The following is a 24,136-nucleotide window of genomic DNA, read 5'->3' on the forward strand; positions in this document are numbered from 1 at the left end:
GCATTGAAATACAGAAGCCCACGAGAGGTATACGAAGAATACTTAAACTACACAAAAGTTTCTTGATTTCTGTCCAATTTTTCGGGGTGCATTACAGTTATTCTTTCCAAATGTAATAACAATGAGACAGTGGATAGGTATAATAATTGTTATTTTTTCAATATACAGATTAAATATTTTAATTAATAGATCAAAAATTGAATTGGAAAAAGCTTAATTAAAGAGCTCCCCTACCTAAAAAGGCAGGGGAGATTAGAAAATAAATTTTTAATTACTGAATAGCCTTTAATGCAACAGTATTTAAGAAGTTCCAAGGTTTGTTAAAGTGGGGTTGGAAGAAAAAGTCTGAAAATGCAAGATCAACTAGTGTCATATTATTTGAAATAGCAAGCGAAAGAGTATTTATACTTTCTGCCACATTAGCTTTAGACATTATTTGACCACCTAGGATCTTTTTAGTTTTATCATCATATACGATTTTTATGTATACTTTTTCATACTCAGGCATAAACTCTGGTCTGTTATTTTCTATTGTAAATATAGTTTTCACATCTAAATTTCTCTCTTGCGCAAACTGTTGGCTTAATCCAGTAGTAAAGACGTTGTATGAATACACTTTAACACCTGAAGTTCCTTGTGTTCCCTTGTATTCTACCGTATCATCGAATAAGTTGTATGCGGCTATTGTTCCCATCCTAACAGCATTTGTTGCAAGTGGAATATACTCATATGAATTAGTAGGTGTGAACCAAACAGCTGCACTATCTCCTACTGCAAATAAATCATTTTCGGAAGTATGAAGATACTTATCGACTTTAATTGCTCCGTTTTCTAGCATTTCTACTTTTCCTTTAAAAAGATCTGTATTAGGCTTGAATCCCATTGCAAGCACAACCATATCAGCATTATATTTGCCTTTGTCAGTGATAATTTTACTTACATGGTTGTTTTCACCTTTAAATTCTACAACTTTCTCTCCAAGGATAAGCTCAACACCGTTATTTTTTAATTCTGTTTCTAAAATATCTGTAAATTCTCTATCAAGGTATCTTGATAGAATTCTATCTTTTATATCAAAGAGCATAATTTCTTTTCCTTTTTCTTTAAAAGCTTCAGCAAGTTCAACGCCAATATATCCTGCACCTATAACGGCAATTCTTTTAGCATTTTTTGAATGATTAATTATATCTTGTGCATGATAAAAGTTTTTTGAAAGTTTTATTCCTTCAAGGTCAATTCCTGGAATGTTCGGAATAATTGGCCATGAACCAGAAGATATCAATAATTTGTCGTAATTATTTTTGAAAGTCTCGCCGGTTTCAAGATTCTTAACAAGAACCCATTTTTCCTTTGTGTTGACATCAATTACCTTATGTTTCATTCTTGGATTTGCTCCCATTTCAGATAATTGTTTTGGGGAAGAATAGAAAAGTTTTTCAGAATCTTTCACCACACCACCAACGTGGAGTGCAATTCCACATGAGAGGAACGATATTGTGTCATTTTTCTCATATATTGTAATATCTACTTTGTCTCCATATAATTTTTTTGCTGTTACTGTAAACGCAGTTCCAGCATGTGTACAACCTATAACTATAACCTTCATATTTTTTCAGCCTCCTTAGTTTGAGAATAATTTAACTTTTAGACTTCATCTACAATTATACTTAGTTTATACTAATTTGTCAAGTAAAAAATAAGAGGGTAAATTTCCCCTCTTATTTCTTCTATTTATACTTATTGTAAAATCTTTTTTGCTTCGTCAAGTGTTGGAATTTTTCCAGAAATAACTATTTTTCCATCGATTGCAACCGCTGGTGTTGCAGCAACTCCGCGAGAGATAATCTCGTTGATATCTTGTACTTTTTCAATAGTTGCATCGATATTAAGTTCTTCTACTGCCATTTTCATTATTTTTTCGGTTTGTTTGCATCTTGGACAACCACTTCCTAAAATTTCAATCTTTTTTGCCATATTTTCCCCTCCTTATATTCTTCCGTATATTAAACCAAATATTGTTGAAAATATCACAACCAAGGTAAAGTATGTAAATGCCTTTTTCTTTCCAAAAAGTCTTGTTATAACGATCATGCTTGGAAGGCTCAAAGAATTTCCAGCCATAAGAAGTGCAAGTGTTGGTCCTTTTGCCATTCCAAGTTCTCTTAAAGCCTGAACAATTGGGACTTCAGTAAGTGTTGCAAAATACATAAACATTCCAATAACTGATGCGAAAAGATTTGAAAGTACTCCGTTGCTTCCGAGTATTTTTGTAACCACTTCTTGAGGAAGAAGTTTTGTTATTATTCCTGCTAAAAATACTCCAACAAAAAGATAAGGTAAAATCTTTTTTGCAAAATCCCAAGATTCTTCAAGCCAGCTTTTTGTAGTATCTTTTTTAAATGAAAATACTGCCATTAAAAATACAATAATTGATATGGCAAACATTGTTGTATATTTAACTGCTGGATTAATTTTTAATCCACCAATTATTAAGAATGCAAGTTGTAGCAAGAAAAATATAAGTACTTTTAGACTATTTTCACTTTTTTCCTCTGTTGTAATAAAACCACCTTCACCTTTTTCTTGGAATAATAATTCCATTATCAGGCCAATCAGTATAGCAGCAGTTATAGTTGCTATTAATCTTGCCAAACCTAGATCCCAACCAAGAACTCTAGCTGTCAAAAATATTGCTGCTATATTAATTGCAGGTCCAGCAAAAAGAAACGTGGTAGCCGGTCCAATTCCAGCCCCTTTTTTATATATCCCTCCAAAAAGTGGAAGAATGGTACAAGAGCACACTGCAAGTATTCCACCACTTACTGCTGCGATGGGGTAAGAAATAATCCTTTTTGCAGTTGGTCCTAAAAGTTTTAGTACAGCATCTTTTTTGAGCATGACACTTATAGTTCCGGCAATAAAGAATGCCGGTACAAGACAAAGCAATACATGCTCTCTTGCATATTCTTGCAGCATTTGAAATCCATTTAATATACTATCTTGAACGATAGAAGCATTAAATGGGACGAAGTAGAATATTAAAAAGATTGTTAAAATGATCACAAAATCCTTCACAAAAAATCATCCTTTCTATAATAGTCAGTAATTTCAATAATCAGTATATAATAAAGTGCTTATATTGTCAATAAAAAAATTATTTTAAAGCGCTAAGAATTGCTTTGACAAGCTCGTTATCTTGCAATTTGTAGATTACCATGTTTCCATTTCTTTCATCTTTGATTAATTTTAAATTTCTTAAGATAGAAAGATGTTGTGAAAGATTTGGTTGGCTCGTATTTATTTTAGATAATAATTCACAAACACAATGTTCTTTTTCACTTAGTAAGTATAATATCTTAAGTCTAATTGGATGTCCAAGTGCCTTTAATATGCTTGCAGCCTCTTCGAATTTTTCCACTTTTTCACTCCTTTTTTTGTAAATTCTTTTTTATTATAACTAATTTTTACTAATATTGTCAATTATTTTTACGTATGTTAAAATAATTAGTAATCCTAACTAAGGAGGAATTATATGGGAATATATAAAAAAATATTTGCAATAGCACTTCCCATTGCATTACAACAATTTTTATCTACTGGTGTCAATTTTGTTGATACCTTAATGATTGGAAAACTTGGTGAAGTTGCAATTGCAAGTGTGGGACTTTCAAATCAATTTTTCTTTTTATACAATCTTATATTATTCGGACTTATATCAGGCGGTTCCATCTTTTTTTCACAATTTTGGGGGAAGAAAGATATAGATGGAATAGCAAAATCATCCGCAGTAACAAGCGCTACTGCCTTACTTTTTTCTGCGGTATTTTTTACTCTTTCTTTTTTCTTTCCACAAGTTGTTATGAGGTTTTTTAGTCCTGACCCACTTGTAATTAAAGAAGGAATTATTTATTTAAAAATTATCTCTTTTTCTTTTCCAATATTTGCTTTGAGTATGGTCTTTTCTTTTGTTTTAAGAAGCGTGGAAAAGGCTCATATTCCTATGTATGTAACGATAGTAGAATTATCAACGAATGTATTTTTAAATTATAGTTTAATCTTTGGAAAATTTGGCTTTCCAAAACTTGGAATTTTAGGAGCGGCTATAGCGACCCTTATTGCAAGGATAGTTGGACTTGTTAGTTTAATTTTTATCATAAAGGTAAAAAATCTTCCAGGTTTTTTTACACTCAAACATGTTGAGATGATTGATAGGAATTTTTTAAAGAACTTTTTCCATTACACACTACCTACAATTGCTAATGAATTTGCATGGTCTTTTGGTATGACTATGTATTCTGTTATATACGCTCATATGAGTACTCAAACGATAGCGGCAAGAAATATAATGGGAACTATTGAAGGATTTGCATATTCATTTACATTTTCAATTGCATCAGCTGCATCCGTTATTGTTGGAAATTATCTTGGGGCATCTAGATTCAAAGAAGCTTTTGATGTTTCAAAAAAGGTAATAAAGCTATCACAGATTGTAGCGATTATTTCTGGAACTTTGACCGTTATCCTTTCCTACTACATAGTAAACTTCTTTGATGTTTCTGATGAAGTAAAAATACTTGTTAGAGTAACCATAACAATTTCCATGGCCTTTATACCAATCAAGGTTTTTAATGGTTTAAACATTGTTGGTTTTTTAAGAGCAGGTGGGGATACAAGATACTCTTTTATGGTAGAAGCAGGAACATTATGGCTTCTTGGAGTTCCTCTTGCTGCATTTTCAGGCCTTATTTTAAAGTTTTCACTGCCAATTGTTTATCTTTTTACAATGAGTGATGAAATAGCAAAGGCAATTATTCTCTATTCAAGATATCACAGTAGAAAATGGGTAAAAAATGTTGTTGAAAAACTATAGAACTTTTTCAAGTTCTTCAATTTGTTTTTCAAGTTCTTCGATCTCATGCATTGTATTAAATATATTCTCTTCTAATTCATTTTTTTGATTTACAAGCTTTTCTGCTTTTATATAATCAGAATTAACATTTAAGAGCTTTTCTTCAACTCTTTCAAGCTCTTTTATTAATTTTTCTTCTTCTTCTCTTTTCTTTTTCAATTGCTCTTTTAGGCTTTTTAATTTGTTCTTCAGTTTCTTTTTCTCTTCAAATTCTATATTTTCTTTCTTTTTTCTTTCTTTTTCTTCGGTTGGAACATATTCACTAAGGTCAGATATTTCTTTTAGTATTCCATTTTCTAATACAAAAAATTTGTTACACACGTTTTTTATGAGCTCCTCATCGTGGGAAACAAGTATGATGCTTCCCTTAAATTCTCTTAAAGCGTTTTCAAGTGCCTCTAGAGTATCTAGATCCATATGATTTGTAGGTTCATCAAGCACTAAAAGATTTGGCTTTCTAAGGAGCACCTTTGCAAGTGCAAGGATCTGTCTTTCACCACCACTAAGATTATGTATTTCTTTAAATACATCTTCACCCTTGAAGCCGAATCTTCCAGCGTACGCTCGTATTACATAATCTGGTTCAAATTCCATTTCATTTGATATTTCTTCAAATACAGTACTTTCTTCATCTAATTCTTCTACAAATTGATCAAGAAATTCTACTTTTACATTGTATCCAAATTCAACTGTTCCTGAGCCATTTATATTTCCTTTAATTAACCTTAGGATAGTACTTTTTCCAGAGCCATTTTTACCAAGAAGGGCCATTTTATCTCCAGAATGAATAGTAAAGCTTGCATCTTTTAGGATATCCAAGAATTTTAAATGTTTTACGGTTAAAACTACGTGACCTGGCATTTCAGGAGTTGGAAGGGATATTTTTTTATCAACTTCTTCTTCGTTGAAAGTTACTTCAGATTCAAGCTCTTCAAGCATCTTTTGTAGCATTTTTTCCTTACTTTTTGCTTGTTTTATGAATTTTTCTCTTCCCCATTTTCTGTATCTTTCAATTATCTTTTTTAACCTTTCAATTTCCTTTTGCTTATTTTTCATTGTTCTTTGTTGGTGAAGTATAAGTCTTTCTCTTTCAACAAGGTAATTGTCGAATTTCATTTTAAAATCCCATATTTTTTCGTTGTTTATTTCTAAAAATCTTTCACATGTATCTCTTAAAAAGCTTCTATCGTGCGAAATTATAATATATCCTCCGTTAAAGTTTTTTAAGAGGTTTTTAAGAAACCTTATTCCTAAAATATCAAGATAATTTGTTGGCTCGTCTAGTAGAATAAACTCCGCATCTTCAATGAAAAGCCTTCCAATTTGAAGCCTTGTTCTCTCGCCACCACTAAAAGTAGAGATATCTCTGTGCCAATCTTTTTCTTCAAATCCCAAACCCTTGAGTATGCTTCTAACTAGCCTTTCTTTTTCTGGAGTGTTAGCTACTTTCATATAGTATTCGTATGGAGTTTTTTCATCAAATGTTCTAAACTGGTCAAGATACAAAATTTTACCGGAAGTGATTATCTTTCCTGTATAGTCGTTAAAAATACCAGCTATTGCCTTTAAAAGTGTTGTTTTTCCCGAGCCATTTTTACCAATTAATGCAACCCTTTCTTTATCGGATATATTTAAATTAACATCCGACAACAGAGTTTTTCCTGGAAATGAAATTGTGAGATTATTTAGAATGATCAAAGCAAAATCACCTCGTGCTGATTTTTTTTGTTAATTTGAAACATTCTATTGAAATTAATATAGCAAAAAGATGCCACAAAATTACAAAGATTGTTATGAAAAATAAATGTATCCCGTTTAACTTTGCATCTCCGTGGGCAAGACCTGTAAGATAAGCATATATATTGGCAGCTAAGAAGTTAGAAATAGATAGTGAAAGGTATATAGCTAGCTTTTTGTACTCAAAGAACGCTTTTTTATCTATAATTTGCAAAGTAATAATGCCTAAGGAAGCAATGATTGTAAACAAAATTAATTCTGCGGGCATCATAAAATCGTATAAAAATTTACCTTTACTTATTAAAACAATAATTGTTAGCAATACAGGGATGGCCACTGGAAAAGTTGAAACGATCGAAAATAAGTAACTTAAAAATTTAAAAATGTTGCTTTTTTTCATAGTTTTCCACCCCCTTTCATAGTTAGTTTATCACAAAATGCTCTTTAATTCTAATTCTTGACAGAAAATTCATTATTTATACATATTAACATTAATATGTATGTGTTATAATGATGTAAAAAGAAATATGGAGGTGAGATAATGCAGCCACAGTTTAATTTGAATAATGAAAACACAAAAATTAAAGAAAAGATGAAAAATGTAAAACACAAGATAGCAGTTTTAAGTGGAAAAGGTGGAGTTGGAAAGACCACAGTTGCTGTAAACCTTGCAACAGCACTTGCAGAGAGCGGTTACAAAGTAGGGCTTCTTGACCTTGATATGCACGGTCCTAACATAGTAAGGATGCTTGGTGAGAAAAACCCATCTGTTGATGGTGAAGAGATAGTTCCTGCTGAAATTTTACCTAATTTAAAGGCCCTTTCTATAGGTATGCTTGTTGAAAGTGGAAAAGCTGTCATATGGAGAGGTCCACTCAAACATTCTGCTATAAAGCAGTTTTTAGGAGATACAAAATGGGGCGAACTTGACTTTTTAATTTTTGATTTACCACCTGGAACAGGCGATGAAGCGTTAAGTTTATTCCAAACACTCGATGATCTCGATGGAGTAGTTATGGTAACTACACCTCAAAAAGTAGCCCTTGATGATGTAAGAAGGGCAATTGATTTTGTACATTCGATGAACAAAAAATTAATTGGTATAGTCGAAAATATGTCATTTGTAAGGTGCCCAAAATGTGGAGAAAAAATTGAAATATTTGGAAGTGGTGGAGGAAGAATTCTTGCAGAAGAATACAATGTAGATCTTTTAGGACAAATTCCTCTTGATCCAAAGGCTGCAAAACTTGCAGATGAAGGAAAGCCAGTCACCCTTTATATGAGAGAAAGTGAAGTTGAAGAAGAATTTAGAAAGATTGCTGAAAAGGTTGCAAAAGCTGTAGAGGTGGAATAAATGAGAATCGAGCCAACCGGGGATCCTAAGATAAAAAATGAAAATATAAAGAAGAAAAAAGGTTTAAAAGGAAAACACAAAGTCAGCTTTTCCAGTGAAACCCCCGGTTTTTTCGATGTTTTGCTTGATGTGGAAGAAGAACAAATAAACCAAGAGCTTGAAAGAATAGTAAATGACATTCTGGAGGCGGGGAACGATTTTGTTCGTTCCCCAACTCCAGATTCTTTAAGAAAATACAAAGAAAAGATAAAGAAGTTTTTGAAGCTTATTGAGAAAAAGATGTACAAGCTTGGTGGAAAAATGGATTATGCAACTAATACTCCGCGTCTTCATGTTATTGTCGAAGAAATCGATTCAAAACTTCAAAATCTTGCAGAGAAATTGATTTCAAGTGAAGCCGGAACGATCAATTATGCTGCAAAGGTTGAGGAAATTAATGGACTTATTCTTGATTTGTATAAGTGACAAGTAAGAGGTGAAAGTGTATGAATATTTTGGTAACAAACGATGATGGTGTAACAGCTGATGGAATACTATGTCTTGCTAGAACATTAAGCAAGAAATACAAGGTAACAGTTGTTGCCCCAGAAACTGAGCAAAGTGCAGTTGGACATGCAATTACATTAAGACTTCCACTGTGGCTTAGAAAGTTAGACATAAATGAAAACTTTGAGATATATTCTGTATCAGGGACACCAGCTGATTGTGTAAAAATGGGAATAGATGTTGTACTTGGGGAAAAACCTGATTTGCTAATAAGTGGAATAAATAGAGGAAATAATTTAGGAACTGATGTTGTGTATTCAGGAACTGTTAGTGGAGCACTTGAGGGTGCTATAGCAGGTGTGCCTTCAATTGCAGTTTCAAGTTATAGCTTTGAAAATCCTATGTATGAAACAGCGGCAAAGTTTATACTAGATTTTCTTGAAGAGTTTGATGTAAAATCCATTCCAAGGTTTACTGCTCTCAATATAAATGTACCTTCGGTTCCATATGATCAGATTAAGGGATGGAAGTTGACACGACAGAGTAAGAGAATGTACGATGATTACTTTGAAAAGCGTGTTGATCCTTCTGGAGGAAATTACTATTGGATGATGGGAACTATAATTGAAGATGATCCTGATCCAAAGGCTGATTACAAGGCTATTGCTGAAAATTATGTTTCAGTGACTCCGATAAGTGTTTTCTTAACAAATGAAGAATATTTAAAAAGATTGGAGGAAAGGTATGAAGATAAGACTATACGGTGATCCAATCTTGAGAAAAAAGGCAAAAATAGTGGAAGATTTTGAATATATTCAACAAATAAAAGAAGACTTGTTAAAGACAATGTACCTTGAAGATGGTGTTGGACTTGCGGCACCACAGGTTGGTATCTCTTTAAGATTTTTTGCAATGGACGATGGCAGCGGTCCTTTAATCATTGTAAATCCTGAGATAATAGAACATTCTCAGGAAAAAGAAATTGGAGAAGAAGGTTGTTTAAGTCTTCCTGGTATATTTGAAGATGTTGAAAGGTATAAATGGGTAAAATTAAGATATCAGGATGAATATGGGAAAGTTCAGGAAAAGTTGTTTGAGGGGTACAGTGCAAGAATTGTTCAACACGAAAGAGACCATTTAGATGGAATACTTTTTATTGATCATCTGCCAACTAGCGTAAAAAGACGACTTTCTACTGAGCTTTCTAAAATAATGAGGATGAGAATGGAGGAAAAAAAGTGAATTTTGAGGATTTTAACTTGAGTGAAAAAACGTTGAGGGCAATCAACGAGAAAGGATTTGAAAGTCCAACGCCAGTACAGGAAAAGGTAATACCTATACTCTTGAAAAAGGAGAAGAATTTAATAGTACAGGCAAAAACTGGGACAGGAAAGACAGCAGCATTTGGAATACCTTTAATTGAACTACTAGAAAACAAGGGGTATGTTCAAGCGATTATTTTAACACCAACAAGGGAACTTGCACTCCAGGTTTCTGAAGAGATTAATTCTCTAAAGAGAAAAAAATTAAAGATTCTTCCGGTATATGGTGGTCAATCCATCCAAAGACAGATTGATCATTTGAGAAAAGGTGTAGATATTGTCGTTGGAACACCAGGAAGAATATTGGATCATCTTGAAAGGGGAACAATAGACCTTTCAAAAGTGGAATATTTTATTTTAGATGAAGCAGATGAAATGCTTGATATGGGATTTATTGATGATGTTGAGAAAATATTAAAGAGCACATCTGATGATAAATTTTTCTTGATGTTTTCTGCAACAATTCCAAAGAGAATAATTGATCTTGCAAAAAAGTATATAAAAAATTATGAGGTTATAAAGATTCAGGATAAGCAGTTGACAACAAATTTAACAGAACAGATATATATTGAACTAAGAGAAAGTGATAAATTTGAGGCGTTGTGTAGAATAATAGACATGGAAGAAGAGTTCTATGGTATGGTATTTTGTAGAACAAAAGTTGAGGTTGATACTGTATCATCAAAATTAATTGAAAGAGGATATGATGCAGAAGCACTTCATGGAGATTTTTCTCAATATCAAAGGGAAAGAGTATTAAAAAAATTCAGAGAAAAAAAGGTTAATATTCTTGTTGCAACCGATGTTGCTGCACGTGGGATTGATATAACAGGCTTAACACACGTTATTAATTATTCAATTCCTTTAAATCCTGAACATTACGTTCACAGAATAGGAAGAACAGGAAGAGCCGGAAAAGAAGGTGTTGCAATAACCTTTGTAACTCCAAGGGAATACAGACAATTGTTTAGAATAAAGAAGTTTTCTAATGCTAAGATAAAGGAAGGAAAAGTCCCATCTGTAGATCAGATTATAAAGACAAAGGCGAAAAAGATAAAAAAACAAGTTGTTGAAAATAATTCTAGAAAACATAATATTTATTATGAACTTGCAAAAGAACTCCTCAGTGAACTTCCCGCCGAAGAGGTTGTTGCAACATTGCTTAGTATGGGCTATAAATCTTTAAACCCAGAAAGTTACAATAATATTTCTCAAATTTCTTCAAAGAAAGAAGAAGTTGTAAGATTATTTATTGCACTTGGAAAACAATCTGGAATTAACAAAAAGCAATTGATTGATTACATAGTTAAAAATACCGGTATATCAAGTAAAGTTATAAGTGATATTACGGTATTGGATAAATTTTCCTTTATTACAGTTCCTTACAGAGAGGCTGAAATAATTCTTTCCGTTTTTAAAAAGAGAGGAAGAAGATCAATAGTGTCAAAAGCAAGGGCGAGAAACTAGGAGGTGGATTTTGTGAAGAAGCTTGGTATGGTAGTTTTAGCATCTTTAATTCTTTTGTCATTTGTACTCTTGTTTGCAGGGGGAGATAGCGCCCAAGGTCCAAAGCTTGCCTACATTGATTCTACAAAGGTTTTACAATCATACGATAAATGGATTGATCTTCAGGCAAAATATCAGGAAGATGTTCAATTTTATCAAAAAAAGTTAAATGAACTTGCAGCCGAGATCAACGATATGAAAGAAAAAGGAGCAGCAGCGGATTTAATAAATGCAAAAATTGCAGAATACACTCAAAAGCAAAAACAATACTCTGATTTGTTAAACAGCGAATACCAGAAAAAGTTTGCAGAGCTTGAGCAGGAAATACTTCAAAAGATTGCAGAATATGCAGAGATAATGGGATATGATTTTGTATTTAATAGCAAAACAATGGCATATGGAAATTCAAAGTACGATATTACTGCTCAATTTATAGAGTATTTAAAAAGCATGAATCAATAAGTATGATATGGAGATAATTTGTAGAGATGTAAAAAAAAGATTCGGTAGAAAACAGGTTTTAAATGGTATAAATTTAAATGTTAGAACAGGTGAAGTGGTAGGCTTGCTGGGACCAAATGGTTCCGGCAAGACTACTTTATTTAATATTATACTTGGTGTTGTTATCCCAAGCTCTGGAAAGATCTATTTAGGTGAAAAGGATATTACAAAAATTCCTATCCATAAAAGGGCAAAACTTGGTATAACATATCTCCAACAAGAAACATCGGTTTTTAGACAATTATCCGTTGAAGATAATTTAAAACTTGTTATTGAATATCATGATAAAGATGTGAAAAAAATACCAAAACTATTAAAAGAATTTGGAATAGATTCGTTAAAGGATCAATATGCGTTTTATCTTTCAGGTGGTGAAAAAAGAAGACTTGAACTTGCAAGGATGATGACACTTTCTCCGAAGTTTTTGCTGCTTGATGAACCTTTTGTTGGTATAGATCCAAAAACGGTTAAAGAAATTCAAAAGATGGTTATATCATTAAAAGAACGTGGGCTTGGTATAATTATAACGGATCACAGTGTGGAAGCATTAAAAGATATTGTTGACAGATTATATGTAATACACAAAGGTGATATAATTGCAAGTGGACAGCCAAAAGAAGTTTTGAATGATAAAATTGTAAAAGAAGTTTATTTGGGGGGGTAGTTATGAAAATCATTTTGAGCTTAATTTTTTCTATTTGGGGACTTTTTGCACCTGAAAGTGTTGTTGTAGATAACAGTGGTGGATATTTTATTTCAAATATGGGAAAATTATATGTAAAAGATGGAAATGTTCTCTATCAATCAAAAGAAAAGAATGAATATATCTTGTCTCTTGTTGATCCAAGAGGCCTCTATTTAAGTGGAAAAGATTTGTGGATTGTTGATTTTGATAGATTAATAAAATATGATATAAGTAGTAAAACATACAAAAGTTATTTTGCTACTTTTCCAAGGTACTTAAATGATGTTACTATGTATGAAGGAAAGATTTATGTTACTGACACTTACGGTAACTCTGTTTATATCTTAGAGAATGATAAATTAAATGTAGTCTTTAATATTTTAAGACCAAACGGTATTACAACTGACGGAAAATACTTGTATGTAATTTCTTTTGAAGATCCTGCAACAGTATATAAATGTTCTAAAGAAGGTGTTGTTGAAAGCTTTACACTTTCAGATGTTAAAGGTGGAGATGGGATCTTTTTTGCTGATGATTTATTTTTTGTTTCAGGTTACAACTCCAAGAATGTAGTTGTGTATGACAAAGATTGGAACAAACTACTTGAAAAGAAAGGTTTTTCATCACCTTCGGATCTATATTATAAGGATGGATATTTATATGTTCCTGATATGAAAGATGGGAAGATTTATGTATTTCAGGTGAAAAAGGAGAAAAATAAATGAGTTATAGCTATCTTGTTAGGTTTAAGAAACTAGGTCCATATAGATTTGTATCAGGACTTGATACAATTACTATGATTGAGAGAACTTTTAGAAGAACAAATTTAAAATTAACTTTTACAGAAGGTTTTCATCCAAAACCTAAATTTTCATATATTGATCCGGTATCAACGGGTGTTATCGATCTTGCATTTTATGTAAATATAAATCTTGAAGAAGACTATGATCCACAAATTGTTTATAACGAACTTACAGCAGTTCAGCCGCCTCATTTGAAAGTAGATTATGTAACTAAAAATTTAGTAAATTTATCAAAAATAGAAAAATACGAATTTTTAGTTTTTGTAAAAAAGCCTTTTGATTTTGATACAACTAAAGTTATTGAAAAGAAAACAAAACGAGGGATACGTCAAATTAGTCTGGATGTTCTTAAAAATGTAAGAAAATTTGAAAAAAATCATTATGTTGTGATAAACTATATTATTAGAAAGGAAAATATTTTTAATCCATATCTTTTATCAGATAAAGTTTTTCTTGCGTTAAGAAAAGAAGCTTATATTCAAGATAAAGCTCTTTCTCTTCTTTTTGAAAGGGGTGCTTAAATGAAAAAAATATTAGTTGTAGATGATTCCGAAGTTCTGCGAAAGATTACATCTTTTAATTTGAAGAAAGCCGGTTTTGAAGTTTATGAGGCAGTTGATGGTGTTGATGGTCTTGAGAAAATGAAGGAAATAATGCCAGATTTGATAATTCTAGATATTATGATGCCAAGGCTTGATGGTTTTGGGGTTTTAAAGGAAAAAGGTCAAGATGAATCTATTAAAGATATCCCGGTTATAATCTTAACTGCAAAGGGTGGCAGTGAAGATGAAAGGCTTGCAAAATCTCTCGGAGCGAAGATGGTAATTACCAAGCCATTTAGTCCATCACAATTGATTGAAGAGGTTAAGAGGTTGATTGAAAATGATTAAAAGATTACAAGATGTTTATGAAATGCTGTGCAGAATTTCTGGCAAAGAACCAAAAGTTTATGAATCAGAAGAAAAACTATTAGATGTAATTGAGGAAGAAATAGAAAAAATACACGCGGAAATTTTAGCTTACAAGCAAGAGCTTGAGTCTTCAACCATTTTAATTGAGAGTCAACTTGAAGAGATAACAAGGTTATATGAGGAAATTTCCACACTTTTTGAAATTAGTAAGATTATTGCTTCTAATATTGAGACAAAGCAGATTTTAAAACCTATACTTTACACATTGAAGAAGGCGATGGGATTTAAATGTGGAATTATTTCTTTGAATTATGAGAGAAAGGTTATGGAAACAGTTGGAACATGTCCAGAAAATATTAATCAGCTTGTTAGTGAGGATGCCGAGGAATTTTCTTCGGAGACAGTTATTAAAGAAAGATGTGAAAAATTAAATAATGAAAGTATAATTTTTAAATATATCTCAACTGCATCTGATGAAAAGGCCGGTTATCTATTATTTGTTGGAAAAGAAAGTGGTTCTATTTTTACTGCAGGAGATAAAAAGATCGTAGAATCTACGGCTCAGCAGATTTCAGGAAGTATTGAAAGAGAAATAGCATTGAAAGAAGAAATTGAAAGAGAAAGATTAAATCAACAGATAGAAATTGCAAGAAATATCCAACTTAATTTCTTTCCAAAGAAGTTTCCACGTGATGATAATTTTGATTCCTTTGGTGAAAGCACACCAGCAATACATGTCGGAGGAGATTATTTTGATGTCTTTGTAAAAAATGACATTTTATTTGGAATCGTTGCTGATGTATCTGGAAAAGGACTTCCTGCATCTTTAATTATGTCTTCTATGAGAAGCGCTTTTAAATCTTTGATAGAGAGTACTGATGGAGATTTAAAAAGAACGTTTAATAGTTTAAATAACATGGTTTCTGTAGATGTTGGCGAGGATAGATTTGTAACGTGTGTATCTTTTAAGATATCAAGAGATGGTGTTCTTGAAGTGATAAATGCTGGGCATGATCCACTTTATATAGTAAATTCTTCTTCCATATCTAAGGTTGAATCTACAAATACTCCTCTTGGAATGTTTGAGAATATGGATTTTGAAATCCAAACCTTCCAGCTTTCTGGTGGTGATTTAATATTTGCTTATACAGATGGGATTCCAGAGGCAAGAAATTTGAATGGCGAAGAATACGATTTTGAACGTCTTGAAAGAATTTTAAAGAAGGTTTATCTTTTATCTGCAAAGGAAATAATATACAACGTTGAAAATGATGTTTTAAAATTCTCTCAAGGTGCACCGCAGCACGATGATATGACCCTACTTGCTATTAAATATTTTAACTAGGAGGTGTATTGATGGTAGATGTAGGTTCTTTAAGTAAGGGAATGTACATAAAGTATGAAGGTGAAATTTACAGGGTGATTGATGTAAACAAGCATTTTAGAGCAAGAGGATCAGGATTAATTAGGACAAAACTTAAAAATATATCTACAGGACTTGTAAGGGAAGTAAACTTTAACAGTGGTGAAAAAGTAGAAGAAGCAGAAATAACATTTAGAAAAGCTTCATATATATATAACGATGGTGAAAGCTATTACTTTATGGATAATGAAACATTTGAACAATATGGTATTCCCGAAAGTGATATAGAGGAAGAAAAAAATTATTTAGTTGAAAATACAGAAGTGGATTTGATAATGCATGAAGACAAACCAATTGGCATACAACTTCCAACAAGTGTTGTTCTTGAAGTTGTAGAAACAGATCCAGGTTTTAAGGGTGATACCGTTTCTGGTGGAGGAAAACCAGCTGTTTTGGAAACAGGATTGAAGATAACTGTCCCATTCTTTGTTGAGAAAGGTCAAAAAGTTAGGGTAGATACAAGAACAGGTGAGTACATAGAAAGGGCATAAGAAGGAGGGGGAGCCCATGGATTTTGAGCAAGGAAGTATAAATATTAGTGATGAAGTTTTAAAAGAAATAGCGTTTAGAAGTTTTTTAGAAGTTCTTGAGTTGTCTGCGGATGATAAAGATGCAAAAAAGTTGAAGAAAAATATTGAAATTGAAAGAACACCGGATGATAACGTAATAGTAAATGTTAAGACTGTAGCTCCATATGGAAAGAGTTTAGTTGAATTTGGAAAGAAAATTATGCAGAATATTTCGGAAAATATTCAGAGAATGACGGAACTTCAGGTGTCTGCAGTTAACGTTTCTATCATCGATGTGGTTGAAAAAATAGAACCAGCAGAGGAGGAAGAATAATTGATAAAAAGGCGTCATAAAATGCGTGAAAGTGTTTTTAAAACGCTTTTTCAATGGGACTTTCAAAAAGACGAAGATTTAACTGAAATAGCCAAGCAGCATGTAAGTTCTCTGGAAGATGAAAAGCTTAGAGAGCAAGCATATAGTTATATAGAAGGAATTAAGAAGACTATAGAATCTTTAGATGAAATTATTTCTAAATATCTCCAAAATTGGACATTAGATAGGCTTTCTGTTACAGATAGAAACATTTTAAGACTTGGAACATATGAACTTTTATACGTTGATGATGTTCCTATAGAAGTTACTTTAGATGAAATGATAGAGCTTGGAAAGACATATGGAACTGAAAATAGTGGTAAATTCATTAATGGGGTATTAGATAGAATAGCCAAGGGGGAAGCACCTAAAGAAAAATTTGATATGTAAGAAAAATATAGGGGGGTAAATATTTCTTTTTCCGAAGTTTTAGTTGGAATAATAATAGCAGTTATAGTTTTAGCATCATGTTGTATGATGCTAAATTCTGTTTTTAAGTGGTATCTTACTATTAAAAGGGACTATTTAAGAAGCCTTGAAGCCTTTTATATTGTAAATTACATAAGGCATGATTTTTATTCCCGTGGCATTTCTGAAATTGTATATACTTCACCGCAGAGTATTTCTTTTAAGGAAAGAATAAAGACGGGTGCTATTAAGAGTGTAAGATACAAAATTTTGGATTATAACGGAAAATGTGTTGTTGAAAGACAAGCAAGTGATGGTAAAAATTACTTTGGCCCTTTTAAAGAAAAAATTGAATTTGAAGATGGTAAAGGTTATATTCTTATAAAAAGCTATATTGGAAAATTTATACTTCCTAAAAGGCCTGTTGACAAGGTAATAAGAAAATTAATACCTCTCTTTTAGACTGTATACGTATGCAAGAACTTCTGCAACGGCTCTGTATAGTTTTTGGGGTATTTCATCACCTATTTCCACACTAAAATATAATTCCCTTGCAAGTGGTGGATTTCTTAATATTGGTACGTTGTTTTTCCTTGCAATTTCTTTTATTTTTTGAGCTAGTTTATCTGCACCTTTTGCAACAACTATTGGAACATCCATTTCATCTGAGTCATACTTAATTGCAACAGCAAAGTGTGTTGGGTTAGTTACCACGACGGTAGCTTCGGGTACTTCCTGCATCATTCTGTGCATAGAATATTGCATCATGATTTGACGTTGTTTCCTTTTAATCTCAGGATTTCCTTCCACTTCTTTAAATTCTTCCTTTACTTCTTGCTTTGTCATTCTTATATTTTTTTCATATTCATATCTTGAAAAAAAGTAATCAGCAATTGAGACAATAAATAGTGCTATCCCACATTTAATTAAAAGCTCAAATGTGATGTCCCAGATAAGAAGTGCACCTTCACTTACACTTGTATCTGTTGCAAGAAGGAGCTTGTTCCAATTTGATTTTACGACAAGGTATCCAACATAGCCAACAATCACTAGTTTTAGAATGGATTTAAGAAGTTCAAAAAGTGATCTAAGGGAAAACATTCTTTTAAGTCCGCTAATTGGGTTTATCTTTGAAAAATCAAGTTTAATGCTTTTAAAAGTTATTAAAAATTTTGTTTGAAGGCTTCCAGTAACAATTCCAGTCATCATTACAAGCGATACAAAAATAATAAGATCTATTATAACACCTTTGAAAGCTTCTATTGTATAAATGCCAAGATCTTGTATAGTTAAAGAATCATATGATGGGAGTTTTGCAAAAAATGCAACAGCAGATTGTAGGCCAATTATAATTCCGCGACCTAAAAAAGCAAAGCCAAGTACCGCAGCAAGAAACGTAAATCCAGAGGTTAACTCTCTGGATATTGGAACTTGTCCTTCTTCTCTAGCCTTTTGTCTTCTCCTTGGTGTTGCCTTTTCTGTTTTATCAGGATCGGCAAATAATTGTAGATCTATCCTGAAAGAAATTGTTGAATTACCTTCTCTAAAAGCACAGTAAGTTTTGCGGAAGTCTCTGCCCATATCGGCACCATCCCTAAAAAGATTACGAATACCAAAAGCGATTTTAGAGGAATTCCAACCATAAAGACGTTCATCTGTGGAACAAGCCTTGAGAGTATTCCAAGTAGAACGTTTATTATAAACATATATCCAATTACCGGGAGCCCAATCTTTAAAGCAATAAAGAACATTTCGATAAATTTTGTTTCAATAAACTTTACTAAGGAAAAATCTAATTTATCCAAATATAGAGGAAAAATTTTTATGGAATCTATAACTCCTTGGTATACAACCATATGACCATTTAAGGAAATAAAAACAAATAATGAAAGAAGAAATATTAATTGTCCAACAATTGGAGTTTCTTCCATTGTTGGATCCATAGCAGTAGCAAGACCAAAACCAGATTCGATTCCTAATAACTCTCCTGCGATAGAAAATGCACCAAATATAAAATAAGCAAGAAGTCCTATGGCAAAGCCAATAAGGAAATTGTTTAGAAGAGAAAGAACGATAGTGATAACTGGTGTATCAAGTGGTATAGTATCTACCTGTGGTAGTGACATATAAGAGAGTGCAAGAACAAGAAAAGCCCTCACTGTCGTTGGCACGAATGCCGCTGACAGTAAGGGAGTAATTAAGAACATCCCAGTTAATCTGCTAATGAGCATTGCCCAATTCAAAAATTGTGTTTCGACAAAGTCGATTATTTCCATTATTTATTAATCTCCTATCTTAAACCATTTAGCTATTTGTTTAAGCCTTTCAGAGACTGAATCTATGTCTTTGACCATCTTGTTTAGTTTTTTAGAAAATTCTTCTAGCTTTTTCATTTTTACTTCAATTGTAGTCATTTTGTCGACAGTTTGTCCAACATTTTGGGCAGACCTTGAAGAAATTTCTACCATATGGTTGAATACCTCTTTTGTTTGTTCCAAAATAGAAGATACATTCTTTGTAGTATTAACAAGATTTTCAATACGTTGAGTTATTATTTTAAAGCTTTCAGAGAAATCTTCTTTGGTTTTTGAAAGAGTGTTAAAGCTTTCCTTTGAGTTTTCATATACAGCATTTAAACTACCAAGATTTTCAGTGTAATTTTCCATATCTTTCATTAATTTTTTCGAGATTTCATTAATTTCGATTGATAGTTTCATTATCTCGTTTGCAACAACTGCAAATCCTTTTCCTGCTTCTCCTGCCCTTGCTGCTTCAATTGCCGCATTAAGTGCAAGAAGGTTTGTTTGGTTTGCAACGTTTTGAATTTTCGAGATTTCTTCGGTTACTTGGTTAAATTGTCCAATTGTTTGGTTTATATAGCTATTGAATTTCTCGATAGTTTCCAGAGAATTTTTGATACTTTCATCGAGTTCTCTGACAAATTTTTGGTTTTCATCAATTTTTTCTTCTGCTTCGAGTATTTCATCAACAAGATTTTCAAGAGTAGTTACAACTTGATTAATAACATCTTTTGCATTGTCTGTGCTTGATTTCATTTCGTCAAAGTCATCTAAAATAATAGATGTGTTGTTAGAAAATACCTTTACAGCTTCAGAGAAATCTTGAGAGGTTTTTTGCAAGATATTATTTAGCTCTTCAAGGTTATCAACTTCTGATACGAGTTGATTTGAACTTGAAAGGAGCTTTTTAGCAAAGTCTTTAAATGTTTCAGAAAGTTTTTTCAAGGAATCTAAGATTATTTTAAATTCTCCAGATGCCTTGTCACTTTCAATGTTTACAAATTCACCTTCAGATAATTTTTCAATTACGGTTTTTGAATGCTCTAAAGATTTAAGAAGTTGTTTTGTTATTACAAATATAAGAACGATGCTAATAGCAAGAATAATTAATACAAGGAGTATAGATTTTTGAACGATTGCTTTATTATCTATTTTTAAGCTAATATTTACATTTGGTTTTTCAAGCTCAGGAATTACAAATGGCTTTGGTTTTGGAAAATTAAAGCTTGTATCTAATTTTTCAAATGGTATTGCAACTTCAAGGGTACCTATTTCTTTACCAAGATAAGTAAAACTACCTTTTTTTGCAAAATAAGATTTTCCAAGGATTTCAATTATGTTGTTATTACTTTGTGAAAGGGGTTGTCCCGTTAATCTTTTTCCATCTTCTCCCACTTTAGTGGTAATAAGTGCTTTGTTGTTTACATACAATGTAATTTCAGAATTTGAAATTGATTTTATATTATCCAAAAAGCTGTTATCTAATTTGTCTACAAATACCACAAAGCCGTTTATTGTATTTCCAAGTACCGGGTGCATAACGGGAACTACAGCAATCGAGTATAGTGAATCTATGTATGGGAAGATAAAGGTTCGGTAGAAGACTGATTTAGAATTTAAAAGTTCTTTGAAAATCTTTGAAAGTTCTTCCTTATATGGAGGTTTTTTATAGAATGAAATATTTGCAGAGGTTGAAGAAACCTTAGCATATTCTACAACAAACTTGTTGTCAATTTCAGCATAGAGCTTGCTTTTTATTTTTGGCTTTGTTTCATCAATTGTCCAAAGACCAGCGTATTCAAAGTTGTATTTTTCTATAAAGGGAAATAAAAGAGCTTTTCTTTCGGTGATAGAAAGCTTTTTTTCGTTTGCTGCATCTACAATCTCTTTTAAAGAAGCAGCAATCCTTGCACCGGTAAGAAGTTGTTCATTTTCTTGTTTTATTAAATTAATTACTGTTTGAAATGTGAAATTGGCTTGTGTAGAAAGAGTTTTTAAGTAAATTTCATCGAATTTTTTCTGAATTCTTTGCTCTTGTTCGTGAACAGTTTTTTCAAGTTCATTTGTGTATTCTTCAGATTGTGCAATTATCTCAGCTTGAAATTTTTGGAGATAATCTTCGTATTTTTTGACAACATTCTCGTTTATATTATTTTTGACTTCATCTTGTAAAGTATCTAATTGGGAACTTACAGTTGATATATTGACATAAGTAACCAAAAACATTGGAATCGTTACCAAAAATATTGCAAACAACAATATTTTTGTCCTGAAAGACATTTTATTTTGATGCCTCCTTATAGTTCTTTTATAAGTTCGGAGATTATTTTAACGATCATTCCACCAGTCTTGTTTGCAACTTCAAGTACTTCTTCTGCAGTAAGTGGTTTAAGATCTTCGTGAACAGCTTTGTCTGTAATTGCAGAAACTCCAAGTACTTTTAATCCACCATGATTTGCAACTATCACTTCAGGAACTGTGGACATACCAACTGCATCTGCTCCCATCCATCTAAGCATTTTTAATTCTGCTGGAGTTTCAAAGTTTGGTCCAGAGACTGCAACATAAACACCTTCATAGAATGGTATATTTAACTTTTTAGCAATTTCTGTTGCTTTTTGTCTTAACTCCTTATCGTATGCATTTGACATATCTGGAAATCTTGGTCCCCATTCTTCAACGTTAGGTCCAATCAAAGGATTATCTCCCATCATATTGATATGATCGGTAATGAACATTGGACGTCCAATTTCAAATTCTGGATTCATTCCACCTGCTGCGTTAGTAACAATTAAGATTTCAACACCAAGGAGTTGCATTACTCTAATTGGAAACGTAACAGTTTTCATATCGTAGCCTTCATAGTAGTGGAATCTTCCATTCATCAACATTACATCTTTTCCGTTTAATTTTCCAAAGATTAATTCTCCTTTGTGACCTGGTGCTGTGGAAACTGGAAAACCTGGGATTTCTTTGTAGGAAAATTTCTTTGGATTTTCAATACTTTCTGCGATTCCATGAAGACCAGAACCTAGTATAATAGCAATTTTTGGGATATTGTCAATGTGCTCTTTTAAAAATTCTACAGCTTTGTTGACTCTTTCAATGTATTCTTTCATCTTTAACTCCTCCTTTGCCTTTTTTTGGAAATATCCAAAAATATTATATCATGATAAATAAAAAACAAAAAAACCCCCTTCTTTTTTAGAAGGGGATTTTTCTAGATTGTTTTTTTATTATTCTTCATCAATAATGTAAACAAGATCCCCTGTCTTTAAAAGCGCAGCGTTAGCTTCATCTGTATCAACGTGAAATTCAAGCGCGTATTTTTCACTAACTCTTATTAAAACATCGTCGAATATAAGTCTTCTGCCTTCTTTTTCAACTAAAACTTTTACTATATCTTTATCTTTTACACCATATTTTTCTGCATCAGAAGTGTGCATGTGAATATGTCTTTTTGCTATAATAACACCTTTATCTTTAATTACACTGCCTTTAGGTCCAACGATTACTATTCCTGGTGTTCCATCAAGGTCTCCTGAATCTCTTACAGGAGGTCTGACCCCAATTTTAAATGCATCTGTAAGGGATATTTCAATTTGTGTCTCTTTTCTTTCTGGACCTAAAACTCTTACTTTTTCAATAGCACCTTTTGGTCCAACTATGATCACAGTTTCTTGACAGGCGAATTGACCAGGTTGACCTAAATCTTTTATTGGAGTAAGTTGATAATCTTTTCCAAAAAGAATTTCTACATCTTCTCTTGAAAGATGAACGTGTCTGTTACTTACACCAGCAATAATTCCAGGTTCTTTAACTTTCATTTTTTAACCTCCTCTTTTTGGTTTTAGTAATCTATCTCTTAAAGTAATATTTATATTTTCTGGAACGGTAATTTTTGCTACAAACGGACCTCTTTTGATATTGATAAAACATAAGCCATTTATTGAAATTTCTTGTTCTTGATTGACTGATATTCTTTCTGTTTTAAAGTTATATTTTGACATATCAGTTTTTTTACATGGTGGCAGCAAAAAATCTCCAGCCCTTTCGTAGATCAATTGATCCGCTCTTTCACTCTTTGTTTCATGAAAGGTTACTTTTTCAGGAGCAAATATTTGAAAAATCGGCTTTTTATCTCCATCAAATTCAACCTCTATTTTGCAAAAAGCACTAACTAAAATGGCACGTGACTGGTCAATTTTAAAAGTTTTTCTTGTTAGTTTATTTGTTTTAAGTATTTTGGCCTGACACTCAGGAGATAAAAGATCTATGACTCTGTCATTTGTCAAAATTCCTGGAGTGTCGTATATATAGGTGTTAAAAACCTTTCTCTTAACTATTCCAAGTGTTGTTCCGGGAAATGGTGATATTGTTGGATGCTCTTTTGTAAAAGCCGAAATAAGAGAGGATTTTCCGACGTTGGTTACTCCTACGATTAAAATGTCTTTTTTTGAATCTTTTAAGAATTTTTCAAGTTTTTTCAAGCCGAATCCGTTTCTACTACTTGTAAGGAAAATTTTTTCAGACGTTGTATTTAATCTTTTTTTTAGCCATTCTTGTGCCTCAATGGAGGAAAGCGACCTTGGAAGAAGATCAAACTTTGTTATAGCAAAGTACACACCTTTCCCTTGCAATTTCTCCATTATTTCACTTCTATACGTGCCTTCAAAATCGGTAATATCTATAACGTATAATACTTTTTCAAAATTTTTGATCACTTTATCGATTTGGTGTAAGAATATTTCTTCTTGTACAGGTACTGTTAATTTTCCATAGTGGATTATTCTATAGCACCTTTGACATAGTGGATCAGGCTCATTTTCCAGAATTTCTTTTGGAATATATCCAGGTTTTGTTGGATCTGTGTATTGAAGCTCTGCACCACAACCTCTACATTTCATAC

Annotated in this window: 28 protein-coding genes; 16 read left to right on the plus strand and 12 right to left on the minus strand. The window is 32.2% G+C overall.

Annotation, left to right across the window (positions count from 1 at the left end; translation table 11 throughout):
* Positions 1-271 precede the first annotated feature (271 nt).
* From EO083_RS05400 to EO083_RS05415, 4 genes are all read right to left on the minus strand, one after another.
* Entirely contained in the window at positions 272-1,606 is a 1,335-nt protein-coding gene (locus EO083_RS05400) for an FAD-dependent oxidoreductase (RefSeq protein WP_126993154.1), read from the minus strand.
* A gap of 131 nt (positions 1,607-1,737) precedes the next feature.
* Positions 1,738-1,974, minus strand: coding sequence for a thioredoxin family protein (locus tag EO083_RS05405; protein ID WP_126993155.1), 237 nt, complete (start codon positions 1,972-1,974; stop codon positions 1,738-1,740).
* A 12-nt stretch (positions 1,975-1,986) separates the two neighbouring features.
* Positions 1,987-3,075: a permease gene (locus EO083_RS05410; RefSeq protein ID WP_126993156.1), complete on the minus strand. Its 1,089-nt coding sequence runs from the start codon at positions 3,073-3,075 to the stop codon at positions 1,987-1,989.
* Between the two features lie 79 nt (positions 3,076-3,154).
* Positions 3,155-3,418 carry an ArsR/SmtB family transcription factor gene (locus tag EO083_RS05415; protein ID WP_126993157.1) on the minus strand — a complete coding sequence of 88 codons (264 nt, stop codon included), beginning with the start codon at positions 3,416-3,418 and terminating at the stop codon, positions 3,155-3,157.
* Positions 3,419-3,532: 114 nt separating this feature from the next.
* Between EO083_RS05415 and EO083_RS05420 the strand changes: the two genes are divergently transcribed.
* Positions 3,533-4,870, plus strand: a complete 1,338-nt coding sequence (locus EO083_RS05420; protein WP_126993158.1) for an MATE family efflux transporter — start codon at positions 3,533-3,535, stop codon at positions 4,868-4,870.
* Here EO083_RS05420 and abc-f read toward each other — a convergent pair.
* Positions 4,865-6,607 carry a ribosomal protection-like ABC-F family protein gene (gene abc-f / locus EO083_RS05425; protein ID WP_126993159.1) on the minus strand — a complete coding sequence of 581 codons (1,743 nt, stop codon included), beginning with the start codon at positions 6,605-6,607 and terminating at the stop codon, positions 4,865-4,867. The genes EO083_RS05420 and abc-f overlap by 6 nt on opposite strands.
* A 7-nt stretch (positions 6,608-6,614) precedes the next feature.
* Positions 6,615-7,046, minus strand: a complete 432-nt coding sequence (locus tag EO083_RS05430; RefSeq protein ID WP_126993160.1) for a hypothetical protein — start codon at positions 7,044-7,046, stop codon at positions 6,615-6,617.
* 141 nt (positions 7,047-7,187) lie between these two features.
* On the opposite strand from EO083_RS05430, the gene EO083_RS05435 reads away from it, so the two are divergent.
* From EO083_RS05435 to EO083_RS05505, 15 genes are all read left to right on the plus strand, one after another.
* On the plus strand, positions 7,188-8,000 hold the full coding sequence (locus EO083_RS05435) for an Mrp/NBP35 family ATP-binding protein (protein WP_126993161.1): 813 nt from the start codon (positions 7,188-7,190) through the stop codon (positions 7,998-8,000).
* Positions 8,001-8,465, plus strand: a complete 465-nt coding sequence (locus tag EO083_RS05440) for a YaaR family protein (RefSeq protein ID WP_004100942.1) — start codon at positions 8,001-8,003, stop codon at positions 8,463-8,465.
* A 20-nt stretch (positions 8,466-8,485) separates the two neighbouring features.
* Positions 8,486-9,253, plus strand: a complete 768-nt coding sequence (surE, locus tag EO083_RS05445; protein ID WP_126993162.1) for a 5'/3'-nucleotidase SurE — start codon at positions 8,486-8,488, stop codon at positions 9,251-9,253.
* Positions 9,231-9,728, plus strand: a complete 498-nt coding sequence (def, locus tag EO083_RS05450) for a peptide deformylase (protein WP_126993163.1) — start codon at positions 9,231-9,233, stop codon at positions 9,726-9,728. The genes surE and def overlap by 23 nt, the downstream gene beginning before the upstream one ends.
* A complete protein-coding gene (locus EO083_RS05455; protein WP_126993164.1) occupies positions 9,725-11,275 on the plus strand; it encodes a DEAD/DEAH box helicase in 1,551 nt (516 codons plus the stop codon). Before def ends, EO083_RS05455 begins: the two co-directional genes overlap by 4 nt.
* A 12-nt stretch (positions 11,276-11,287) precedes the next feature.
* Entirely contained in the window at positions 11,288-11,776 is a 489-nt protein-coding gene (locus EO083_RS05460; protein ID WP_126993165.1) for an OmpH/Skp family outer membrane protein, read from the plus strand.
* A gap of 7 nt (positions 11,777-11,783) precedes the next feature.
* Positions 11,784-12,479, plus strand: a complete 696-nt coding sequence (gene lptB / locus EO083_RS05465) for an LPS export ABC transporter ATP-binding protein (RefSeq protein WP_126993166.1) — start codon at positions 11,784-11,786, stop codon at positions 12,477-12,479.
* Between the two features lie 2 nt (positions 12,480-12,481).
* Entirely contained in the window at positions 12,482-13,225 is a 744-nt protein-coding gene (locus EO083_RS05470; RefSeq protein ID WP_126993167.1) for an NHL repeat-containing protein, read from the plus strand.
* Positions 13,222-13,824 carry a TIGR03936 family radical SAM-associated protein gene (locus EO083_RS05475; RefSeq protein ID WP_126993168.1) on the plus strand — a complete coding sequence of 201 codons (603 nt, stop codon included), beginning with the start codon at positions 13,222-13,224 and terminating at the stop codon, positions 13,822-13,824. Before EO083_RS05470 ends, EO083_RS05475 begins: the two co-directional genes overlap by 4 nt.
* A complete protein-coding gene (locus tag EO083_RS05480) occupies positions 13,825-14,193 on the plus strand; it encodes a response regulator (protein ID WP_126993169.1) in 369 nt (122 codons plus the stop codon).
* Positions 14,186-15,559 carry a PP2C family protein-serine/threonine phosphatase gene (locus EO083_RS05485; RefSeq protein ID WP_126993170.1) on the plus strand — a complete coding sequence of 458 codons (1,374 nt, stop codon included), beginning with the start codon at positions 14,186-14,188 and terminating at the stop codon, positions 15,557-15,559. Before EO083_RS05480 ends, EO083_RS05485 begins: the two co-directional genes overlap by 8 nt.
* Positions 15,560-15,570: 11 nt before the next feature.
* Entirely contained in the window at positions 15,571-16,128 is a 558-nt protein-coding gene (gene efp / locus EO083_RS05490) for an elongation factor P (RefSeq protein WP_126993171.1), read from the plus strand.
* 16 nt (positions 16,129-16,144) lie between these two features.
* On the plus strand, positions 16,145-16,480 hold the full coding sequence (locus EO083_RS05495) for an Asp23/Gls24 family envelope stress response protein (RefSeq protein ID WP_004100923.1): 336 nt from the start codon (positions 16,145-16,147) through the stop codon (positions 16,478-16,480).
* Positions 16,481-16,501: 21 nt separating this feature from the next.
* On the plus strand, positions 16,502-16,909 hold the full coding sequence (gene nusB, locus EO083_RS05500) for a transcription antitermination factor NusB (protein WP_373277306.1): 408 nt from the start codon (positions 16,502-16,504) through the stop codon (positions 16,907-16,909).
* An 87-nt stretch (positions 16,910-16,996) separates the two neighbouring features.
* The gene (locus tag EO083_RS05505) at positions 16,997-17,389 is read left to right on the plus strand and encodes a hypothetical protein (protein WP_241229981.1); all 393 of its coding nucleotides are present in this window, start codon (positions 16,997-16,999) and stop codon (positions 17,387-17,389) included.
* On the opposite strand, the gene flhB is transcribed toward EO083_RS05505, so the two are convergent.
* The 6 genes from flhB to yqeH all read right to left on the minus strand — a co-directional run bounded on the left by flhB (position 17,372) and on the right by yqeH (position 24,134).
* A complete protein-coding gene (flhB, locus tag EO083_RS05510) occupies positions 17,372-18,508 on the minus strand; it encodes a flagellar biosynthesis protein FlhB (protein WP_126993173.1) in 1,137 nt (378 codons plus the stop codon). The genes EO083_RS05505 and flhB overlap by 18 nt on opposite strands.
* Positions 18,439-19,203 carry a flagellar biosynthetic protein FliR gene (gene fliR / locus EO083_RS05515; protein WP_126993174.1) on the minus strand — a complete coding sequence of 255 codons (765 nt, stop codon included), beginning with the start codon at positions 19,201-19,203 and terminating at the stop codon, positions 18,439-18,441. Before fliR ends, flhB begins: the two co-directional genes overlap by 70 nt.
* A gap of 6 nt (positions 19,204-19,209) precedes the next feature.
* Positions 19,210-21,507: a methyl-accepting chemotaxis protein gene (locus EO083_RS05520; RefSeq protein ID WP_126993175.1), complete on the minus strand. Its 2,298-nt coding sequence runs from the start codon at positions 21,505-21,507 to the stop codon at positions 19,210-19,212.
* A gap of 17 nt (positions 21,508-21,524) precedes the next feature.
* On the minus strand, positions 21,525-22,346 hold the full coding sequence (locus EO083_RS05525; protein ID WP_126993176.1) for a purine-nucleoside phosphorylase: 822 nt from the start codon (positions 22,344-22,346) through the stop codon (positions 21,525-21,527).
* A gap of 117 nt (positions 22,347-22,463) precedes the next feature.
* Positions 22,464-23,054 (minus strand): phosphate propanoyltransferase, encoded by a 591-nt coding sequence (locus tag EO083_RS05530; protein WP_126993177.1) that lies wholly within the window; start codon positions 23,052-23,054, stop codon positions 22,464-22,466.
* Positions 23,055-23,057: 3 nt separating this feature from the next.
* The gene (gene yqeH, locus EO083_RS05535) at positions 23,058-24,134 is read right to left on the minus strand and encodes a ribosome biogenesis GTPase YqeH (protein ID WP_126993178.1); all 1,077 of its coding nucleotides are present in this window, start codon (positions 24,132-24,134) and stop codon (positions 23,058-23,060) included.
* Positions 24,135-24,136 lie beyond the last annotated feature (2 nt).

Source organism: Thermosipho globiformans (assembly GCF_003990895.1).
Lineage (GTDB): Bacteria > Thermotogota > Thermotogae > Thermotogales > Fervidobacteriaceae > Thermosipho > Thermosipho japonicus.

What these genes read in the sequence shown, in the direction of transcription:
- EO083_RS05400 (WP_126993154.1), bottom strand. Translation starts at nt 1,606, where the DNA reads ATGAAGGTTATAGTTATAGGTTGTACACATGCTGGAACTGCGTTTACA.
- EO083_RS05405 (WP_126993155.1), bottom strand. Translation starts at nt 1,974, where the DNA reads ATGGCAAAAAAGATTGAAATTTTAGGAAGTGGTTGTCCAAGATGCAAA.
- EO083_RS05420 (WP_126993158.1), top strand. Translation starts at nt 3,533, where the DNA reads ATGGGAATATATAAAAAAATATTTGCAATAGCACTTCCCATTGCATTA.
- EO083_RS05430 (WP_126993160.1), bottom strand. Translation starts at nt 7,046, where the DNA reads ATGAAAAAAAGCAACATTTTTAAATTTTTAAGTTACTTATTTTCGATC.
- EO083_RS05435 (WP_126993161.1), top strand. Translation starts at nt 7,188, where the DNA reads ATGCAGCCACAGTTTAATTTGAATAATGAAAACACAAAAATTAAAGAA.
- EO083_RS05440 (WP_004100942.1), top strand. Translation starts at nt 8,001, where the DNA reads ATGAGAATCGAGCCAACCGGGGATCCTAAGATAAAAAATGAAAATATA.
- surE (WP_126993162.1), top strand. Translation starts at nt 8,486, where the DNA reads ATGAATATTTTGGTAACAAACGATGATGGTGTAACAGCTGATGGAATA.
- def (WP_126993163.1), top strand. Translation starts at nt 9,231, where the DNA reads ATGAAGATAAGACTATACGGTGATCCAATCTTGAGAAAAAAGGCAAAA.
- lptB (WP_126993166.1), top strand. Translation starts at nt 11,784, where the DNA reads ATGGAGATAATTTGTAGAGATGTAAAAAAAAGATTCGGTAGAAAACAG.
- EO083_RS05470 (WP_126993167.1), top strand. Translation starts at nt 12,482, where the DNA reads ATGAAAATCATTTTGAGCTTAATTTTTTCTATTTGGGGACTTTTTGCA.
- EO083_RS05475 (WP_126993168.1), top strand. Translation starts at nt 13,222, where the DNA reads ATGAGTTATAGCTATCTTGTTAGGTTTAAGAAACTAGGTCCATATAGA.
- EO083_RS05480 (WP_126993169.1), top strand. Translation starts at nt 13,825, where the DNA reads ATGAAAAAAATATTAGTTGTAGATGATTCCGAAGTTCTGCGAAAGATT.
- EO083_RS05485 (WP_126993170.1), top strand. Translation starts at nt 14,186, where the DNA reads ATGATTAAAAGATTACAAGATGTTTATGAAATGCTGTGCAGAATTTCT.
- efp (WP_126993171.1), top strand. Translation starts at nt 15,571, where the DNA reads ATGGTAGATGTAGGTTCTTTAAGTAAGGGAATGTACATAAAGTATGAA.
- EO083_RS05495 (WP_004100923.1), top strand. Translation starts at nt 16,145, where the DNA reads ATGGATTTTGAGCAAGGAAGTATAAATATTAGTGATGAAGTTTTAAAA.
- nusB (WP_373277306.1), top strand. Translation starts at nt 16,502, where the DNA reads ATGCGTGAAAGTGTTTTTAAAACGCTTTTTCAATGGGACTTTCAAAAA.
- EO083_RS05505 (WP_241229981.1), top strand. Translation starts at nt 16,997, where the DNA reads ATGCTAAATTCTGTTTTTAAGTGGTATCTTACTATTAAAAGGGACTAT.
- flhB (WP_126993173.1), bottom strand. Translation starts at nt 18,508, where the DNA reads ATGGGCAGAGACTTCCGCAAAACTTACTGTGCTTTTAGAGAAGGTAAT.
- fliR (WP_126993174.1), bottom strand. Translation starts at nt 19,203, where the DNA reads ATGGAAATAATCGACTTTGTCGAAACACAATTTTTGAATTGGGCAATG.
- EO083_RS05520 (WP_126993175.1), bottom strand. Translation starts at nt 21,507, where the DNA reads ATGTCTTTCAGGACAAAAATATTGTTGTTTGCAATATTTTTGGTAACG.
- EO083_RS05525 (WP_126993176.1), bottom strand. Translation starts at nt 22,346, where the DNA reads ATGAAAGAATACATTGAAAGAGTCAACAAAGCTGTAGAATTTTTAAAA.
- EO083_RS05530 (WP_126993177.1), bottom strand. Translation starts at nt 23,054, where the DNA reads ATGAAAGTTAAAGAACCTGGAATTATTGCTGGTGTAAGTAACAGACAC.
- yqeH (WP_126993178.1), bottom strand. Translation starts at nt 24,134, where the DNA reads ATGAAATGTAGAGGTTGTGGTGCAGAGCTTCAATACACAGATCCAACA.